This window comes from Streptomyces sp. NPDC048436 (assembly GCF_043200355.1).
Classification (GTDB): domain Bacteria; phylum Actinomycetota; class Actinomycetes; order Streptomycetales; family Streptomycetaceae; genus Streptomyces.
The window spans coordinates 53,768-70,043 of the sequence record NZ_JBICXP010000014.1 but is presented as its reverse complement, the minus strand read 5'-3'; the positions used below and the strand labels follow the sequence as shown (position 1 = coordinate 70,043).

The window sequence follows — 16,276 nt, the reverse complement described above, 5'->3', positions numbered from 1 at the left end:
GCGCGATAGACCTTGGGTAGGGTGCATTTCCATGCCAGAATCATGGGTCAATTTGGCCGAGCGCATCGGGAGTGACCTGCACCTGGAGCTCTCCGGAGCAGGCGGCCGCCGCGCCGTCCTCATCCGCGCGCTTCGGGACGCCGTGCGCGAGGGACGGCTCGCTCCGGGGACGCGGCTGCCGCCCTACCGCTCCCTCGCCGCCGATCTCGGCATCGCCCGCAACACCGTCGCCGAGGCCTACGCCGAACTCGTCGCCGAGGGCTGGCTGACCGCACGGCAGGGCTCCGGCACACGGGTGGCCGAGCGGGCGTCGCCTCCGCCGCGCACCCGGGGCCCCAGACGCGTCCCGTCACGCGCCGCCTCCCGGCCCGCCACCCCCGCCCCGCCCACGTACGACCTGCGTCAAGGTCAGCCGGACGCCGCGTCCTTCCCGCGCACCGCCTGGCTCGCCGCGGCCCGGCGTGCCCTCAACTCCGCGCCGAACGAGGCCTTCGGGCCGGGTGATCCGCAAGGCCGCATCGAGCTGCGCCGGGCGCTCGCCGGATATCTGGGGCGTGCCCGGGGGGTGCGCACCGACCCGGAGCGGATCGTGGTGTGCTCCGGGTTCGCGCACGGCCTGCGGCTGCTGTTCGGGAGCGGGGGAGGCGGGATGCTGCGAGGTCCCCTTGCCGTGGAGTCGTACGGCCTCGGCTTCCACCGCTCGATCCTGGAGACCGCCGGCGTACGGACGGTCCCGCTCGGCCTCGACGAAAAGGGCGCCCGGATCGAGGAGTTGACCGACAGTCAGCGGACCCGGGGTGTACTGCTCACGCCCGCACACCAGTTCCCGACCGGCGGACCCTTGCACCCGGCCCGGCGCGCGGCGGTGATCGACTGGGCGCGCACCCGGGGCGGGCTCCTCCTGGAGGACGACTACGACGGCGAGTTCCGCTACGACCGTGAGCCGGTGGGCGCCGTACAGGGTTTGGATTCCGAACTCGTCGTCTACATGGGCTCGGTCAGCAAAAGCCTCTCCCCGGGTGTGCGCCTTGGCTGGCTCGTTCTGCCCGAACACCTCATCGACGGAGTGCTCGCGGCGAAGGGCGAACGGGAGGCATGGGTCAGCGTCATCGACCAGCTCACGCTCGCCGACCTCATCGAGTCGGGCCACTACGACCGCCACATCCGCCGTATGCGTCAGCGCTACCGTCACCGCCGCGATCAGCTCGTCGCCGCCCTCGCCGCGCACGCCCCGCACATCAGCCCGACCGGAGTGGCCGCGGGCCTGCACGCCGTCCTGCGGCTGCCGCCCGGCACCGAGCAGTCCACGGCGAAGGCCGCCGCCTGGCAGGGTCTTGCGCTGGAGGGTCTCGCCGACTTCCGCCACCCGGAGGCCACGATGCCCGCGCACGACGGTCTGGTCGTGGGCTACTCCACGCCGCCCGAGCACGCCTACGCGGCGGCGCTCGAAGCCCTGTGCAGGGCTCTGCCGCCCGACTGACCCGTGTGAGGCCCAGGCGGGCCCGCGGGCGCTCTCAGGCAGTCACGAGAGGCGTGTCCTCGCGCCATTTGAGAATCTTGTCGAAGCTGATCACCGCGCCGCCCCGGCCGGGTTTGTTGCCGAAGTGCACATGATCAGCGAGCTCCTGGATGAGGAACAGACCCCGTCCGTGCTCGGCGGTGTCGGGGGCGGGCGCCCCCACGGGAACGAATCCCGGACCGGAATCGGCCACTTCGATACGGCACTTCTCGCCGTCGAGGTAGGCCGTCACCCGATATGCCCCCGGCGCGCCTTCGGGGACCTGCGCCCCGCCATGCTCGACCGCGTTGGCACAGGCCTCGCTGAGGGCCACCGACAGGTCGTAGGAGACGTCCGGGTCCACCCCGGCGGTCTCCATCGTGCCGATCAGCAACCGGCGGGCAAGCGGGACGCTCGCAGCTTCGCGCCGCAAATGGAGAGACCACCACATGCTCATGCTCCAGCCTCCTGGCCGCGGCTCGACATACCGATACGTATTGCCGTAAGCGCCCGTGTATAAGCGCACAGTTGACGTGATGCCGCCCATACGGCCGACGCGCGGACGGCGGTGGAGGGTGTAGAAACGTCACCCACGAGCCGCTCGTGCGCCCCCCAAAGGCGCCCATTCGTCGCTCTCGGGTACCCATCGGGGCCCATCGGTATCCACGGGAGCTTGCGGACCTGCCGTACGCGGCGGTTGAGCCCAGTGCGATGATGGCCCGGCCATGACTGCCCCCCACCAGCGTGAAGCGCGCGACGGAGCCGATCTCCGGCTGCTGAGAGCAGCGGTGTTCGCCGTGCTCTGCGTCGTGCTGTCCGCCGGGGGCCATGTGCTCGCTTCCTGCGCCGCCGTCCCGCTGTGGACGCTCGGCGCCGGATTCCTCGCCGTCCTCGCCGTCGCGGCACCACTCGCCGGACGTGAGCGCTCACTGCCGGGCATCGTCGCCGCGCTCGCTGCCGGGCAGGTGGGACTGCACGCGCTCTTCGGCCTTGGCCAGCACGGCGGCACGGTGGCGGGTTCCACCGACGTGTCCCTGGTGGAGCGGGCCGCGCACCTGGTGTGCGGCGCGGGCGTCGCCAACCTCAGCCCCGCCCAGGCCCAGCGGATCCTGACGACGGCGGGCGTACAGCCCGGCGGCGGGAGCGCGGGCGCAGGGCATGCCATGCATCACAGCGCCCCGGCCACCGCGGCGGACACCGCGATGGACTCGATGTCGCTGCTTCCGTCGCTTCCGATGCTCCTGGGGCACGTACTCGCCGCCGTCGCCGCCGGATGGCTGCTGCGCCGCGGTGACATCGCGCTGCTCCGGCTCGTCCGGCTCTCGGCGCACGGGGCGTACGGAGTCGCCGAAGGGGCGCTCATGCGTTCCCTGCGCGGGGCGCTCGCTCTCGTGCGCTCCCTGCGTGCCGGGCTGCCTGGGGCTGCCTTCACGGCTCTCCGGACCCCGCGCACGGCCTTCCGCGTACCGCCGAAGCCGCACACCACCGCGCTCCAGCACACGGTGATCAGGCGCGGTCCGCCGACCGCAGCCGCACCAGAACTCGCTGCCTGACGCGACGCACTTCACCACAGCACTACGGAGAGGTGCCTCACGGCCGGCGGCATCCACGCGCGCGTGCCCTCCCAGTTCGCGCCGCGCGCACTCTCCCCTGATCGCTTGATCACCGGCTGCTCGATCGCCGGTCACTCGGTCACCGTTGCTGAAAAGTGGAGCGTTCCCATGTCTGTTCTGTCCGCGTCTGTCCTTTCTGCGTCCGTTCGGTCTTCGCTGTCCGCCGTCAAGGCCTCCCGCGTCTCCGTCGTCGGTGGCGTCGCCGCCTCCGCCGTCCTGCTCCTCTCCGTCCCCGCCTTCGCGCACGTCAGCGTCACGGCGGAGGGCGAGGCCGCCAAGGGCGGCTACGCCACGGTCAACTTCAAGGTGCCGAACGAGATGGACGACGCCTCGACCAACAAGGTCGAGGTCTCCTTCCCCGAGGACCACCCACTCGCCTCCGTGATGACGCAGCCCGTACCCGGCTGGACCGCGAAGGTCACCAAAACGAAGCTCGACAAGCCGCTGGAGATGCACGGCGAGAAGATCGACGAGGCCGTCTCCAAGGTGACCTGGACCGCCGACGGCAAGGGCGTCCAGCCGGGCACCTTCCAGAAGTTCCCGCTCTCCCTCGGCGCTCTCCCCGAGGACGCCGACGAACTCGTCTTCAAGGCCGTCCAGACGTACGACAACAAGGACGTCGTCCGCTGGATCGAGCCGCAGAAGAAGGGCCAGGAGGAGCCGGAGCACCCGGCACCTGCCCTCGCGCTGAGCGCCGCCTCCGAGGACGGCCACGGCGCCGCCGCGTCGCACGACGACGCCAAGGACGACGCGAAGTCGGACGAGAAGGACGACAAGAGCGAGTCCGCCGCCTCCTCCGACAGCAGTGACTCCACCGCTCGCGTCCTCGGCGTCGTCGGCATCGTCGTCGGCGCCGCCGGCGTGGCCTTCGGTGTCCTCGCCGGACGCCGTCGCACCAACAGCTGAGCCACCCCTTCGGGCCGCACCGGGGGCGTACGACCGCCCCCGGTGCGCCCGGGCCCCCTCACATCTGGGACATTTTCGTATGCGCAAGAAGAAGCTGCTCGCCGCCGCCATGCTGGCCGCGGCCACCCTCACCCTGTCCGCCTGCGGCAGCGGTGACGACAGCAAGAAGCCCGTCGCCGACGTCTCCGTCGAGTCCAACGGCGACAAGGCCGCGACCATCCTCGACAAGCCCTTCGAGAAGCCGGACCTCGTCCTCACGGACACCCACGGCAAGAAGTACGACCTGCGCGCGCGGACCAAGGGCAAGCCGACGCTCATCTACTTCGGCTACACCAACTGCCCGGACGTCTGCCCCCTGACGATGAGCAACATCGCCGTCGCCAAGAAGCAGCTGCCCAAGGCCGAACAGGACAAGCTCCAGGTCGTCTTCGTCACCACCGACCCCAAGCGCGACACCCCCGCGACCCTCGGCAAGTGGCTCAAGGCCCAGGACACCGACTTCGTCGGCCTGACCGGTGACTTCGACACCATCCAGGGCAGCGCCCGCACCCTCGGCATCAGCATCGAGCCCTCCAAGAAGGAGAAGGGCAAGGTCGTCTCGATGCACGGCACGCAGGTCGTCGCGTTCTCGCCGAAGAGCGACAAGGGTTACCTCCTGTACGGCGAGGACACCACCGTGGACGACTACACCAAGGACCTCCCCAAGATCATCAAGGGAGCGACTCCGTGAACCGCCGCATCCTCACCGGCGGCGCCCTGGCACTGACGGCGGGGCTCGCCCTCGCCGGCTGCTCGGACGCGTCCGCCGACAAGGCATCGGACAAGCCCGAGCTGCCTGAGCTCAAGGTCGCAGGCGCCTTCATCCCGGAGCCCGCCATGGACACCATGGCCTCCGGGTTCTTCACCGTCACGAACAAGGGCGGCGCCGACAAGCTCACCTCCGTCACCAGTGCGCTCGCCGAGAAGGTCACGCTGCACAGCACCAAGGGCAACGCGATGAAGGAACAGAAGTCGTTCGCCGTGCCGGCGAACGGCGAACTCGACTTCGCGCGGGGCGGCAACCACCTCATGTTCGAGGAGCTCAAGCACAAGCCGAAGCAGGGCGACAAGGTCGCTGTGACGCTGCACTTCGAGAAGTCGGACCCCATCGAGATTGAGGTTCCGGTGAAGGCAGCCACGTACAACCCCAAGCCCGGCAAGCACACGTCGCACTGAGGGACTGACTGTTGATGCAGACCATCGCTCCCCGCTGTGGAGCTCGCTCCGGGACCTCTGCCCGCTTCCGGGCGGCCCCGTCCATCGGGCGGCTCCTGCTCGTCGTCGCCGTCTTCCTCGGCGCCCTGCTGGCCGCGGCGGCCCCCGCCTCCGCGCACGCCGCGCTGACGGGCAGCGACCCCAAGCAGGGGGCGGTGGTCGACAAGGCGCCCACCCGCGTGGCGCTTACCTTCTCCGAGAAGGTCGCCATGTCCGACGGCTCCGTACGGGTGCTCGACCCGGCCGGCAAGCGCGTCGACACCGGCAAGACCAGTGACCTCGGGTCGAACACGTACGGCGTGCCGCTGCACAAGGGGCTGCCTGACGGCACCTTCACCGTCGCCTACCAGGTCGTGTCCGCCGACAGCCATCCCATCTCCGGGGCCTACACCTTCTCCGTGGGCGCGCCGTCCGACACGAAGGTCGCGCTGCCGGACCAGGAAGTGGGCGGCGGATTCGTCGGCGGGCTCTACGGCTTCGCGCGCTACCTCTCGTACGCCGGGTTCATCCTCGTCGTCGGCGGGGCGGCCTTCGTCCTCGGCTGCTGGCCGCGCGGCGCCGGGGTACGGCCCGTGCAGCGCCTGGTGGTCTCCGGCTGGGTCACGCTCACCGCGTCCACCCTCGTGATGCTGCTGCTGCGCGCCCCCTACACCGGCTCGGGGAAGCTCGCCGACGCCTTCGACATGGCCGAGCTCGGCGACGTGCTCCAGACGAAGACGGGCGCCGCACTGGTCTCACGACTGCTGCTCCTCGCCGCGGCCGCCCTCTTCATCGCGGTGCTTTTCGGTGCGTACGAAAAGCGAACTGACCCCAAGGAGCGCAAGGACCTCACCTTCGGGCTCGCGATCGGCGGCAGTGTCGTGGCCGTCGGGCTCGCCGCTACCTGGGCCATGGCCGAGCACGCGTCGACCGGCATCCAGGCGGCGCTCGCCATGCCGGTGGACGTCGTACATCTGCTCGCCGTCGCCGCCTGGCTCGGCGGGCTCGCCGCCCTGGTCGTCGCCCTCTACTTCGCGCCTTCGGTGGAGGCAGGGGCGGCGCGGCGCTTCTCACGCGTGGCGTTCTGCAGCGTCGTCGCCCTGGCCGCGACGGGGCTCTACCAGTCGTGGCGGCAGGTCGGCTCGTGGTCGGCGCTCACCGGTACGTCGTACGGACAGCTCCTCCTCGTCAAGATCGGCCTGGTCGTCGTACTCGTCGGCATCGCCTGGATATCGCGGCGCTGGACGGCCAAGATCGCGGGCCAGGCGGGCGATCTTGCGCCGGAGGCCGCGGCGGCCGACGTGCTGGAGAAGCGTGCCGAGAAGCAGGCCGCGGCCAAGCGCGTGGAGAAGAAGCCGGTCACGGTGCCCGCCGGGGGCGCGGAACCGGACTCCGAGCGCTCCGCCCAGCTCGCCCGCCAGCAGGCCGCCATGAGCACCGCCCGCGAGAAGCGCATCCGCGACGCGGACCCGAACCGGTCGGGCCTGCGCCGCTCCGTGCTCGCCGAGGCGGGCGTCGCCGTCGTCCTGCTCGCCGTCACCACGATCCTCACCTCCACCGAGCCCGGGCGCACCGAGGAGGAAGCGGCCGCTTCGAAGACGGCCGCCTCGGCCGCTCAGCGGTCCGGCCCGCTCACCCTCAAGATCCCCTTCGACACCGGATCCGACGACGGCAAGGGCACCGTGCAGCTCGACCTGGACCCGGGCCGCACCGGCAGCAACGACATGCACCTCTACGTGAAGCGGCCGAACGGCAGCGCCTTCGACATCCCCGAGGTGAAGGTCTCGTTCACCCTCAAGTCGAAGGACGTCGGACCGCTGCCCGTCGCTCCCGACCACATCGCCACCGGACACTGGAGCGCGAGCGGGGTGCAGATTCCGATGGCGGGCAACTGGAAGATCGCCGTGACCGTACGCACGTCCGACATCGACCAAGTGACCGTGAACAAGAACGCGCAGATCGGCTGAACGGAACCACCATGACGGACCACGGGATTTCGAGACGGCGGCTGCTCGGCACCGCAGGCGCCACCGGTCTCGCGCTCGGCGCGGCGGGCGGCGCGGCCGGGTACGCCGCGGCGCCCTCGGACACTCCCGCGAAAGCGGCGTCACTGGCGTCCCTTGGCGCGGACACGGTCATGTTTCACGGGAAACATCAGCCCGGCATCACCACGCCCGTCCAGTCCCGCGGCCACCTCGTCGCCTTCGACCTGGCGGCAGGCGCGGGCCGCAAGGAGGCGGCGGCCCTGCTGCGCCGCTGGTCGGCGACGGCGGAGCGGCTCATGGCGGGCGAGGCCGTCGCGGGCGAGGACACGGACGTCGCCCGCGACGCGGGCCCCTCTTCGCTGACCGTCACCTTCGGGTTCGGCCACAGCTTCTTCGGGCGCACCGGCCTGGAGAAGCAGCGCCCGGCGGCGCTCGATCCGCTGCCGGACTTCTCCTCCGACCACCTCGACAAGGCGCGCAGCGACGGCGACCTGTGGGTGCAGATCGGTGCGAACGACCCGCTCGTGGCGTTCCACGCGCTGCGCGCGATCCAGAAGGAGTCGGGTGACGCGGCGCGCGTGCGCTGGCAGATGAACGGCTTCAACCGCTCTCCCGGCGCGACCGCGCAGCCGATGACGACCCGCAACCTGATGGGCCAGATCGACGGCACGAACAATCCGAAGCCGTCGCAGGACGACTTCGACCGGCGGATCTATGTGCCCGCCACGGGTGACCCGTCGTGGATGGCGGGCGGCTCGTACGTCGTCGTACGCCGCATCCGGATGCTCCTCGACGACTGGGAGAAGCTCGGCCTGGGGGACCAGGAGGCGGTCATCGGGCGGCACAAGTCGGACGGGTCGCCGCTGACCGGCGGCACGGAGACGACCGAGCCGAAGCTGGAGAAGGCGGGCGCGGACGGCAAGTACGTCATCGCCCTCAACGCCCACGCCCGCATCACACGGCCGGACCAGAACGGCGGCTCCGCGATGCTGCGCCGCCCGTTCTCGTACCACGACGGCTTCGACAAGGGCGGCGAGCCGGACGCGGGCCTGCTCTTCGTGTGCTGGCAGGCGGACCCGCTCCGGGGCTTCGTCCCGGTGCAGCGCAAGCTCGACCGGGGGGACGCGCTGTCGGAGTTCATCCGGCACGAGACGAGCGGGCTCTTCGCGGTGCCGGGCGGGGCCGCGAAGGGGGAGTACGTGGGGCAGCGGTTGCTGGAGGCGTGAGGGCTGCCGCTTTCGTACGTGGGTGTCGGCGCCGCATGTCGCGCGGGGAGCTCCTACGTGGGACGGGCGCCGTATGTCATTTGGGGGAGCTCGTACGTGAGGCGGGCGCCGCGTGATGAGACGCGTGAGCCATGCCACGTACAGGCCATTAGGGTGACGGTATGTCGGCGATGCGCTACACCTATCTCGGCCCCGAGGGCACCTTCACCGAGGCCGCTCTCCGCACGCTCCCGGAAGCGGCCACCCGGGAGCTCGTCCCGATGGTGTCCGTGCCGGCCGCGCTCGACGCGGTCCGCAGCGGGGACGCGGCGGCGGCGCTGGTGCCGATCGAGAACTCCGTCGAGGGCGGCGTCACCACCACCGTCGACGAACTCGCCAAGGGCGAGCCCCTGATGATCTACCGCGAGGTCGTCCTGCCGATCGCCTTCGCGCTGCTCGTGCGGCCGGGCACCCATCTCAAGGACATCAAGACGGTGACCGGCCACCCCGTGGCCCAGCCCCAGGTCCGCAACTGGCTCGCCGCGAACCTCCCGGACGCCCTGTGGGAGTCGGCGGCCTCGAACGCGGACGGCGCGCGCCTGGTCCAGGAGGGCCGCTTCGACGCCGCTTTCGCGGGCGAATTCGCGGCGGCGACGTACGGCCTCGAACCGCTGGTCAGGGAGATCCACGACGCGGCGACCGCCGAGACCCGCTTCGTCCTGGTCGGCCGCCCGGCCCGGCCCGCGGCGCCGACCGGGGCGGACAAGACCTCGGTGGTCATCTGGCTCGGCGACGACCACCCGGGCGCCCTGCTCGAACTGCTCCAGGAGTTCGCCGTACGCGGGGTCAACCTGATGCGGATCGAATCGCGGCCCACCGGCCAGCGCATCGGTAACTACTGCTTCTCCGTGGACGCCGAAGGCCACATCACGGACCGCCGCGTGGGCGAGGCGCTGATGGGCCTCAAGCGGATCTGCCCGCAGGTGCGCTTCCTCGGGTCCTACCCGCGGGCGGGGGTGTCGCCCGCTGACGTAGGGCCGCTGCGGCCCGGGACGACCGATGGCGAGTTCCTCGCGGCGTCGGACTGGCTGACGCAGTGCCAGGACGGCCGGTTCTGAGCGGACGTACGAGGCCTGGCGGTTAGTCGTACGCAGGCTTGAGGGGTGGTCGTACGCGGCCTGACGCGTGGTCGTACGAGTCTTACGAGCGCTCTTACCTGCTGATTCACGTTGTCCACAAAGTTATCCACAGGCTCGCTTCTCGACCTGGGGACAAGTCGACAACGAACCACGACATGGTCGACAAATCGCCCTACACCCCGCAAGTCCGTCCACAGTCGCGCACGTCACCCCTCGTCCACCCTTTTCCATTGATCAACTCTTTGGAGCGAACCATTTCCACTCGAAAGTGGGTGTGCGGGTGGTTTGGGCCGGGAATCCTTCGTCCCGCATGCGGCTTTCGGAACGATCACTTCCGGCATCCACAGATCTTTCGCACAGCCTGTGGATAACTTTTCGGGAGTGGACATTCCTGTGGACAACCAGGGCTCCAAGCCCTCTCAAGTCCCCTTCCCCGCAAGGAGATCGGGTCAAGGAAGCGAGTCCCCTCTGCCCCATTTCGGGGAATGGCACCCTTTCCATTGACCCGGGGACCTACGAAATTCCATTCCGGCAAATAGGGCATAACGCTACAGAGTGGAATATCGAGTCGTGGGCCGCAACCGCTCGACGGTAGCCTGGTGAGGTGATTGACCTTCGCCTGCTCCGTGAGGACCCCGACCGTGTTCGCGCCTCCCAGCGCGCCCGTGGAGAGGACGTCGCGCTCGTCGACGCCCTGCTCTCCGCCGACGAGCGGCGCAGGTCGTCCGGGCTCCGCTTCGACGAGCTCCGTTCCGAGCAGAAGGCGCTCGGCAAGCTCATCCCCAAGGCCTCCGGTGACGAGAAGGCCGAGCTCCTGAAGAAGGCCGGCGAGCTCTCCGCCGCCGTCAAGGCGGCCAACGCCACACAGGACGAGGCCGACGAGGAGACCAAGCGTCTCCTGGGTCAGCTGGGCAACCTCGTCCACCCGGACGTCCCGGTCGGCGGCGAGGAGGACTTCGTCGTCCTGGACACGATCGGCACCCCGCGCGACTTCGCGGCCGAGGGCTTTACGCCCAAGGACCACCTGGAGCTCGGCGAGGCTCTCGGCGCCATCGACGTCGAGCGCGGCGCGAAGGTCTCCGGATCGCGCTTCTACTACCTGACCGGCGTCGGCGCGCTGCTCGAACTGGCCCTGGTGAACGCGGCGATCGCGCAGGCGACGGAGGCCGGGTTCATCCCGATGCTGACGCCCGCCCTTGTCCGCCCGCGCGCCATGGAGGGCACGGGCTTCCTCGGCCAGGCCGCCGAGAACGTCTACCACCTGGAGAAGGACGACTATTACCTGGTCGGAACCTCCGAGGTCGCGCTCGCCGGCTACCACATGGACGAGATCATCGACGCCGACAAGCTGCCCCTGCGGTACGCGGGCTTCTCGCCCTGCTTCCGCCGCGAGGCCGGCACGTACGGCAAGGACACCCGCGGCATCTTCCGCGTGCACCAGTTCGACAAGGTCGAGATGTTCTCGTACGTCGACCCGGCGGACGCGGAGAACGAGCACCAGCGGCTCCTGGACTGGGAGAAGCAGTGGCTGACCGGCCTCGGCCTGCCCTTCCAGGTGATCGACGTGGCCACGGGTGACCTGGGCGCGTCGGCTTCCCGGAAGTTCGACTGCGAGGCGTGGATCCCGACGCAGGGCAAGTACCGCGAGCTGACCTCCGCCTCGAACTGCGACAGCTTCCAGTCCCGCCGTCTGTCGATCCGGATGCGCGACAACCGCGACGGCAAGAAGGTCATGCAGCCGCTCGCGACGCTGAACGGCACGCTCTGTGCCGTCCCGCGCACGATCGTCGCCCTCCTGGAGAACCACCAGCAGGCCGACGGCTCCGTGTGGGTGCCCGAGGTCCTGCGTCCGTATCTCGGGGGACGAGAGAGCCTGGAGCCCATCAACAAGTGAGCCACCCTGCTCCTGCCACGCCGTCCTTCCCGTACAAGCTCGTCGCGACCGACCTCGACGGAACGCTGCTGCGCTCCGACGACACGGTCTCGGCGCGTACGCGCGACGCGCTCACCGCGGCCACCGCGGCGGGCGCCGCGCACATCATCGTCACCGGCCGTGCCGTGCCCTGGACCCGGCACATCCTCGACGACCTGGGCTATGACGGCCTGGCGGTGTGCGGGCAGGGCGCGCAGGTCTACCACGCGGGCGAGCACCGACTGCTGACCTCGGTCACGCTGGACCGGCAGCTGGCGGGCATCGCCCTCGCCAAGATAGAGGCGGAGATCGGCCCGCTGGCGCTTGCCGCGAGCCGTGACGGCCTCGACGGCGAGGTGATCGTGGGCCCGGGATACATGGTCCAGGAGGGCCCGCTGCCCGCCGTCCCGTTCACCGATGTCGCCGAGCTGTGGGCGGCCCCGCTGAACAAGGTGTACGTCCAGCACCCGGGCCTGAGCGACGACGCGCTGGCCGCGGTGGCGCGTCAGGTGGCCGGTGGTCTCGTCGGCGTGACGATGGCCGGCGAGGGGATCGTCGAACTGCTCCCCCTCGGCCTCTCCAAGGCGACGGGCCTTTCCCTCGCGGCCCGCCGCCTGGGCGCGAAGGCGGCGGACACGATCGCCTTCGGCGACATGCCCAACGACATCCCGATGTTCGGCTGGGCGGCGCACGGCGTGGCGATGGGCAACGCCCATGAGGAGCTCAAGGCGGTGGCGGACGAGGTGACGACGTCGAACGAGGACGACGGCATCGCGGCTGTGCTGGAAAAGCTTCTCGGCTGACCGACGCTTGGCCACGCATTGAGCCGGGCACCGACATTCGGCCCCGGCTCAGTGCGACGTTGGGTGGGCGGCCCGCGCGGCGAAACGCGCGCTCGAAGCGGCCGCCCCGGGCGACTCCCCCGTGGGCGGGGCTTCCCGGAGTGAGTAACTACTCCGAAGCCTGCCGCGGGCTGCCCTGCTGGGAACTCGACGGTCTGCTGATGGACACGTCGGCTCCTCTCCCAGTAAGCGGGCGCCGGTTTCGTGGCGCGGTGACACAACTACTGTGCCCGCGCCCCGAATTGACCGCCACCGAATTAATTACTCCTCCCCGGCCAGCGTCAGCGACCGCAGCTTCTGACCCGCGAACCAGGTGGCGAGGACCGTGACGGCGACCAGGAGAACCGTGGCGACCGGAAGGCCGACATCCGAGGTGACCAGGTCGCCGCCCGCGGTCTTCTGGGCGACGGCGAGCGCCCACTGCTGGACGCTGAGGGTGCGCGCCCCGGAGACCAGCGTCCCGAAGAGCGCCTCCCATACGAGGGCGTAGACGAGCCCGAAGACCACCGCGTGCCGGGTGATGGTGCCCAGGAGCAGGAAGAGCGCCGCGTACGCGATGGAGGCGACCAGGGCGGCGATCGTGTAGGCGACGGCTATCTGCTGGCCGTTGCCGTTGAGGATCATGCCCGCGATGAACGTCGGAACCGCCGAGAAGGCCATGGTGACGGCGATGGCGACGGTGAGCTTGGTGACGATGATCGTGGGCCGCTTGACCGGCTTGGAGAGGAGATAGACCACGGAGCCGTCGTCGATCTCCGGGCCGATGGCTCCGGTGCCCGCGATGACGCCGATGATCGGCACCATCGTGGCGAGCGCGAAGCCGCCGAGCAGGTCGACGGCGACTTGGTCGTCAGCGCCGCTGAAGCCGCGGACCGCGGCGGAGATGACGATCAGCAGGACGGGCAGGGCCAAGAGGATCAGAGCCCGGCGGCGGCCGAGCAGGGCCCGGTAGGTGAGCCGGGCGACAGTGGGGTCGTACACGATGGCTCCCTTCAGGCCGCGACGAGATAGGAGAAGACCGACTCGAGGGACTCGTCCGAAGGCGAGACCGTGAGGAGTCGGATGCCCTGATCGCGGGCTATGCGTGGCAACAGGGCGGTGAAGCGGGGAAAGTCGATGGCTTGGATGCGCAGGGCGCCTTCCTTGAGGTCGACTTCGATTCCGGCCGTCGACGAGTCTGCGATCAGTGCGGCGGCCAGGGCGCGGTCGTCGCTGGAACGGACCAGGTAGCGGTGCGGGCGGTCCGTCATCAGGCGTCGGATCTTGCGGAAGTCACCGCTCGCCGCGTGCCGGCCGGCGACGATCACCTCGATGTGCGAGGCGAGTTGCTCGACCTCTTCGAGGATGTGCGAGGAGAACAGGACCGTGCGGCCCTCGTCCCCCATGCGCCGCAGCAGATCCATCAGCTGCATGCGCTGGCGTGGATCCATGCCGTTGAACGGCTCGTCGAGCAGGAGGACGGACGGTTCGTGGACGAGGGCGGACGCCATCTTCACGCGCTGGCGCATGCCCTTGCTGTACGTCGAGATCTTGCGGTCCTGCGCGTACTCCATCTCGACCGTGGCGAGGGCCTTGTGCGCCGCCCGCTCGTCCAGGCCGTGCAACTCGGCGTTGGCGACGACGAATTCGCGTCCGGTGAGGAAGTCGTACATCCCCTCGCGCTCGGGGACGATGCCGATGTCCTTGTAGATCTGTTCGTTGCGCCAGATCGGCTTGGCGTCGAGGGTGACGCTGCCGGTGGAGGGGGCGAGGAAGCCGCCCATCATGTTGAGGAGGGTGGACTTTCCCGCGCCGTTCGGGCCGAGGAGACCGGTGACGCCGGGGCCGACGTTCATCGTGATGTCGTTGACCGCCACCACGTTGCCGAACCAGCGTGAGGTGTGGTCGATGTTGATGGTGGTCACAGCCCGACCTTTCGGTAGCGGCGCAGCAGTGCGCCGTAGCAGCCCGCGATGAGGGCGAGGACGACGATCACGTAGACCACGCCTGTGCCCGACGAGGGGCCTTCCCCTCCGGGGAAGGCGGAGGTCGCGCCGAGGAAGGCGGTCTGTACGCCGTCGATGAGCGTGATCGGCGAGAAGAGGCCGAGCCAGGCGATGACGTCCGTGCTGCCCTGTTCGTAGGCGATCGCCTGGACCGTGGACACCGCTCCGTAGCTGATGGTCAGTACGGCGATGACGGCGGCGATACCGAAGCCGCGGCGGGGTGTGATCGCCGAGACGATGAGCGCTATGCCGGAGAAGAGGAGCGAGAGCAGCGCCACGGAGACGAGCCCCTGGGCGAAGCCCTTCGTCTGGTCCGCGAAGTCGAGCTTGGCGAGCAGCGCTCCCACGTAGAGCACGAGCAGCGGCGCGGCCGTGAGCACGAAGAGGGCCGAGGCCATCGCCGCGAACTTGGCGCGTACGTAGTCGCTGTGCTCGATGGGGCGGGAGAAGTAGAGCGGGACGGTCTTGAAGCGGAGGTCGCGGGAGACCGTCTGGGGGGCCTGGGCGGCGAGGTAGAGGCTGATCACGGCCTGCAGCACGATCGCGTAGCGGGTGTAGTCGAGGGGGAGGTCGTTCGCCTTGGTGGACACGGCGACCGCCACCATGATCGCGGCGGGGACACACATCACCGCGAAGAGGATCATCGGGAGGACCTTGGACTTGGCCGAGCGGCCAAGTCCGTACGCCCCGCGCAGGCTCTGGGAGAAGAGCGAGCGGCGGGCGTAGGCGCGGCCGAGGCGCGGGCCGTCGTAGTTGCGATATCCGATGTTGTGGATCTGGGTCTGTTCGCCGGCGTGTACCGGGGGCTGCTCAACCGCCATGGCGGACCGCCTCCTTCCGCTCATTCTGGTCGGGCTGCCGTCCGGACTGCTGAGGCTGCCCGGACTGCTCGGCTTGTTCGGACTGGAAGACCTCCGCGATGTGGTGCCTGCGCTGTTCCATCCGGACCAGGCCGAGGCCAAGATCCGCCACGAGGTCGCGGACCAGGTCGTACGTCTCGTCGCCGCCCGCTTCGAGGAGCACGGTGTGCCCCGCGCCGGGCAGGCCGCTTCCCTCGTGGGTGACGATTCCCTTGCCCTTCAGCGCCTCGACGAACGCCTCTGTGCCGTCCGGGTGTTCGTCGGTGTCCGTCACCTCGACGGCCAGCGTCGTGGTGGTCTGGGTGAAGTCGGTGGTGGAGCTGGACCGCAGGAGCTTGCCGCCGTCGATGACGACGACGTGGTCACAGGTGCGCTCCAGCTCGCCGAGCAGATGCGAGGTGACCAGGACCGAGATGCCGAAGTCCGTGTGGATACGGCGGATCAGGCCCAGCATCTCGTCGCGGCCCGCGGGATCGAGGCCGTTGGTCGGCTCGTCCAGGAAGACCAGGTCGGGGTCGTGGACGAGGGCCTGCGCGAGTTTCACGCGCTGCTTCATACCCGTCGAGTAGCCGCCTATCGGGCGATAGCGCTCCTCATACAGGCCGACGTGCCGCAGGGTGTCCGCGGTGCGCTCACGGGCCGCCGTCGGTGGCAGTCCGGACATGCGTGCCATGTGGACGACGAACTCGGTGGCCGACACATCGGGTGGGAGACAGTCGTGCTCGGGCATGTACCCCACGCGCTCGCGGATCTGGCCACCGCTGGTGGCGACGTCGAGGCCGAGCACGGCGGCGGTGCCCTCCGTGGCGGGGGACAGACCCAGCAGGATCTTGATCAGTGTGGACTTGCCGGCTCCGTTGGCCCCGACGAGTCCGGTTACACCGGGCCCGATGTCCATGGAGAGCCGGTCAAGTGCGGTCACCCTCGGGAACCGCTTGCTCAGGCTTTCGGTCGCGATCACAGTCACATTTCGAAGGTAGTGGCGCAGGCCACATCTGGCGTCAGACCACAGTGCTGTCCTCGTATCAACCTCGGGTATTACGGGCCCGTAAGGGTCGTCCTGAGGTCGACCCCTGGGGGATACCCCGCGGCTTCCCC

At 69.7% G+C, this 16,276-nt stretch carries 15 protein-coding genes; 10 read left to right on the top strand and 5 right to left on the bottom strand.

Annotated elements, in window-relative coordinates; translation table 11 throughout:
• Positions 1–31: 31 nt before the first annotated feature.
• Positions 32–1,480 (top strand): PLP-dependent aminotransferase family protein, encoded by a 1,449-nt coding sequence (locus ACGFX9_RS33850; protein WP_393482120.1) that lies wholly within the window; start codon positions 32–34, stop codon positions 1,478–1,480.
• 34 nt (positions 1,481–1,514) lie between these two features.
• Here ACGFX9_RS33850 and ACGFX9_RS33845 read toward each other — a convergent pair whose 3' ends face one another.
• Positions 1,515–1,955, bottom strand: a complete 441-nt coding sequence (locus ACGFX9_RS33845) for an ATP-binding protein (RefSeq protein ID WP_393482117.1) — start codon at positions 1,953–1,955, stop codon at positions 1,515–1,517.
• 268 nt (positions 1,956–2,223) lie between these two features.
• Here ACGFX9_RS33845 and ACGFX9_RS33840 point away from each other — a divergent pair, with 268 nt between their 5' ends.
• From ACGFX9_RS33840 to ACGFX9_RS33800, 9 genes are all read left to right on the top strand, one after another.
• Complete coding sequence (locus ACGFX9_RS33840) at positions 2,224–3,051, top strand: hypothetical protein (RefSeq protein WP_393482115.1); 828 nt, start codon at positions 2,224–2,226, stop codon at positions 3,049–3,051.
• Positions 3,052–3,219: 168 nt separating this feature from the next.
• Positions 3,220–4,017, top strand: a complete 798-nt coding sequence (locus ACGFX9_RS33835; protein ID WP_393482113.1) for a YcnI family protein — start codon at positions 3,220–3,222, stop codon at positions 4,015–4,017.
• Between the two features lie 79 nt (positions 4,018–4,096).
• Positions 4,097–4,747 (top strand): SCO family protein, encoded by a 651-nt coding sequence (locus ACGFX9_RS33830; protein ID WP_393482110.1) that lies wholly within the window; start codon positions 4,097–4,099, stop codon positions 4,745–4,747.
• Entirely contained in the window at positions 4,744–5,232 is a 489-nt protein-coding gene (locus tag ACGFX9_RS33825; RefSeq protein WP_393482107.1) for a copper chaperone PCu(A)C, read from the top strand. The genes ACGFX9_RS33830 and ACGFX9_RS33825 overlap by 4 nt, the downstream gene beginning before the upstream one ends.
• Before the next feature lie 14 nt (positions 5,233–5,246).
• Positions 5,247–7,217, top strand: a complete 1,971-nt coding sequence (locus tag ACGFX9_RS33820; protein WP_393482104.1) for a copper resistance protein CopC — start codon at positions 5,247–5,249, stop codon at positions 7,215–7,217.
• An 11-nt stretch (positions 7,218–7,228) separates the two neighbouring features.
• Positions 7,229–8,461, top strand: coding sequence for an iron uptake transporter deferrochelatase/peroxidase subunit (efeB, locus tag ACGFX9_RS33815; RefSeq protein ID WP_393482101.1), 1,233 nt, complete (start codon positions 7,229–7,231; stop codon positions 8,459–8,461).
• Between the two features lie 161 nt (positions 8,462–8,622).
• Positions 8,623–9,558 carry a prephenate dehydratase gene (gene pheA / locus ACGFX9_RS33810; RefSeq protein ID WP_393482098.1) on the top strand — a complete coding sequence of 312 codons (936 nt, stop codon included), beginning with the start codon at positions 8,623–8,625 and terminating at the stop codon, positions 9,556–9,558.
• 625 nt (positions 9,559–10,183) lie between these two features.
• The gene (gene serS / locus ACGFX9_RS33805; protein WP_393482095.1) at positions 10,184–11,473 is read left to right on the top strand and encodes a serine--tRNA ligase; all 1,290 of its coding nucleotides are present in this window, start codon (positions 10,184–10,186) and stop codon (positions 11,471–11,473) included.
• The gene (locus ACGFX9_RS33800; protein ID WP_393482091.1) at positions 11,470–12,294 is read left to right on the top strand and encodes an HAD family hydrolase; all 825 of its coding nucleotides are present in this window, start codon (positions 11,470–11,472) and stop codon (positions 12,292–12,294) included. Before serS ends, ACGFX9_RS33800 begins: the two co-directional genes overlap by 4 nt.
• A gap of 300 nt (positions 12,295–12,594) precedes the next feature.
• Here ACGFX9_RS33800 and ACGFX9_RS33795 read toward each other — a convergent pair whose 3' ends face one another.
• Genes ACGFX9_RS33795 through ACGFX9_RS33780 form a run of 4 tightly spaced genes read right to left on the bottom strand, consistent with a single transcriptional unit; the run spans position 12,595 to position 16,139 of the window.
• A complete protein-coding gene (locus ACGFX9_RS33795; protein WP_393482088.1) occupies positions 12,595–13,314 on the bottom strand; it encodes an ABC transporter permease subunit in 720 nt (239 codons plus the stop codon).
• An 11-nt stretch (positions 13,315–13,325) separates the two neighbouring features.
• Positions 13,326–14,237, bottom strand: coding sequence for an ABC transporter ATP-binding protein (locus ACGFX9_RS33790; protein ID WP_393482085.1), 912 nt, complete (start codon positions 14,235–14,237; stop codon positions 13,326–13,328).
• The gene (locus ACGFX9_RS33785) at positions 14,234–15,139 is read right to left on the bottom strand and encodes an ABC transporter permease (protein WP_393482083.1); all 906 of its coding nucleotides are present in this window, start codon (positions 15,137–15,139) and stop codon (positions 14,234–14,236) included. The genes ACGFX9_RS33790 and ACGFX9_RS33785 overlap by 4 nt, the downstream gene beginning before the upstream one ends.
• The gene (locus ACGFX9_RS33780; RefSeq protein WP_393482506.1) at positions 15,129–16,139 is read right to left on the bottom strand and encodes an ABC transporter ATP-binding protein; all 1,011 of its coding nucleotides are present in this window, start codon (positions 16,137–16,139) and stop codon (positions 15,129–15,131) included. The genes ACGFX9_RS33785 and ACGFX9_RS33780 overlap by 11 nt, the downstream gene beginning before the upstream one ends.
• Positions 16,140–16,276 lie beyond the last annotated feature (137 nt).